Below are 347 nucleotides of genomic sequence, written 5' to 3' on the forward strand. Positions count from 1 at the left end.
GCTGGTTGCGCGGCGCGTTCGGATCCAGCACCTGGGCACCGGTGCTCCATTTGGCCATGGGCTTGCTGATCAGCAGCGAGATGATGGCGCCGGTGAAGCCGACCACGACCGAGAAGATCAACAGCGCCTGCAGGTTCAGGCCGTTGGCGGTCAGGTAGCGGTCTACGCCCAGGATGCGCAGCGTGGCCGACAGCACGAGCATGACGGCCAGGTTGGTAATGACGAAAAGGATGATGCGTTTCATGCTTTTTTTGTTCCTCAGCGAGCGGGACTTGTGCGGGGTTGGACTGTGCCGCGGCGCAGCAGTTCCCCGACCGCCGCGCCGCTCCCGGTGACGGAGAGTATAG

General features: G+C 63.4%; 1 pseudogene. It reads right to left on the reverse strand.

The features are described 5' to 3' along the window. Window positions 1-244 (reverse strand): annotated as a pseudogene (locus SB751_RS28760) (zinc metalloprotease HtpX); the annotation flags it as partial. Between the last annotated feature and the right edge of the window lie 103 nt (window positions 245-347).

It is taken from the genome of Cupriavidus sp. SIMBA_020 (genome assembly GCF_046535395.1).
GTDB classification, from domain to species: domain Bacteria; phylum Pseudomonadota; class Gammaproteobacteria; order Burkholderiales; family Burkholderiaceae; genus Cupriavidus; species Cupriavidus campinensis.